This window comes from Solemya elarraichensis gill symbiont (assembly GCF_002021095.1).
Lineage (GTDB): Bacteria > Pseudomonadota > Gammaproteobacteria > Chromatiales > Chromatiaceae.
The window spans coordinates 1-1,835 of record NZ_MPRK01000304.1 but is presented as its reverse complement, the minus strand read 5'-3'; the positions used below and the strand labels follow the sequence as shown (position 1 = coordinate 1,835).

Sequence of the window (1,835 nt, the reverse complement as noted above, 5' to 3'; positions counted from 1 at the left end):
CGGATTCTTTCACTCTTTATATAGATTCTATGGCGGATTCTTTCACTCTTTATATAGATTCTATGTCGGATTCTTTCATTCTTTATATAGATTCTATGTCGGATTCTTTAACCCACGAATTGAACTTTGAAGGCCAGTGTTGCCACGAGACGAATGCTTTCATTTCACCTTTGATCTTCCGTTTTTTCAATACCTTATCGATTTTCCATATTGTGTCTCCATCCGTTTCAACTTTTTGTAGTTCAGACGTATAGAAGGTTCCCGATATAATTTCGCCTTCGAAATCTTTCAATTTGTAGAGGGGTATATCCTGACGTCTGAAACGATCTCTGATAATGAATAGCTCGCCAGTCCATTTCTGTTGATACTCCCTTTGGAATACGTGTCTCAGAAATGTTATGCGTACACGGTCACCGAGCTTAAATTTAAAAGGTTTTCGTCTCTTTTTGCTTTTCGTTGAAGTGTTTCGTTTCTGCTTTTTCCCCAAGGATGTCTTTGTTCTTATTAGATAAGCATTGAGTCTAACTTCATCCTCGTTTACCTTGTTAACAGCGGAAGGGGCCATATCACCCAAAGGCCTTGTGGGCGTATCGTTGATGTTTTTTGTTATATCAGGCAGCCGCTTCAAATAGGAGTAAGATTGCTCGTGTGTGAACATACGATAAAGGCGATTTTTAATCTTCTGAATGCTTCTCTCTGCAAAGTTACTCTTTGTTTCGTTCTCGGTGAGAATCAGGTGTATACCCTCACGTTTCAAGAGAGCGGACACCAATCTGTTTTGGAATTCTTTTCCCTTATCAGTTCTCAACAGCTTGGGTTTTCTGCCGCCTTCAAAGACAGATTTAAGTGCCATGGATACCTCGGATGCTGTCTTATGCGTCATGGGAACAGTGAAGATGAATCTGGAGAAAATGTCTTGCATCACTAAAATGAAATTCACACCGTCGTTGAATTTGGATATATTTTGCACGTCCATCAGATCAGCGTCCCATTGTGTGTCGATCCCCTGAACTATAATGTGACTTCTTTCGAACTTTCTTTGGACTCTTTTCTGTAGCGAATAACCCTCCTTATTAGAAAGATACTGTTTGATATCCTTCAGTCCGATTTTGAATTTGTCTTTCCTCTTTACCATCTGATATAATTTATAAGGGCCTGTGAATGCAGATGAATGCTTAGGATTTGACCAAAGGTCATCTAAATAACGGTGCTGCTCCTCGGAAATCATGTTGGGTACTGTTATATCCACCAAAAATCATACCTATTATATAGAGAAGTCATCCAGGGTAATCGTAATTACATGTACACCGGGGGGATTCTTTCCCTTCTGTCACCGACGCGTTGTTTTGTTCTGGGGCGTTGGTACATCCTTCCAATAAACATACAAATTTACATTTATCAGAATGTCGCATATGTTCTTTCAAAGCAGATGCTCCGGGCTCCCATTCTTTCAATGTAATACCACAGGAGAAACATTTGACGAGGTCTGAAAAGCCTAGGTAGACAAAACCCGCACGTGCCAACTCTTCTATTGTAGGGCCCGGTAAAAATTTCGGCCATCTGCCAACGAACGTTTCTAGTCTATCGTCGTACTTAATGTAATTGTACAGTACAACGGGTATTTTGTACTCGGGGTCGTAAGACTCCACCTTGTACAAGGCATCGCTACACGTCAGCTTTGAATCTTTATGAGGCACTCTAAACATGTCGCTGTAGGGTTTTTAACGTCTGATCAGCTCTAGTTCAAGGATAACTATGATGGGACACGCTGGGAAGAGGCCTCCTATAGATACTGGTAAACAAGAACCGTCCAATCGATAAACAGAATAACAACA

The 1,835-nt window shown here is 40.8% G+C and carries 1 protein-coding gene; it reads right to left on the bottom strand.

Annotated elements, in window-relative coordinates:
- Positions 1 to 82: 82 nt before the first annotated feature.
- A complete protein-coding gene (locus BOW51_RS10445) occupies positions 83 to 1,249 on the bottom strand; it encodes a DDE-type integrase/transposase/recombinase (RefSeq protein WP_135568262.1) in 1,167 nt (388 codons plus the stop codon).
- Positions 1,250 to 1,835: the final 586 nt, after the last annotated feature.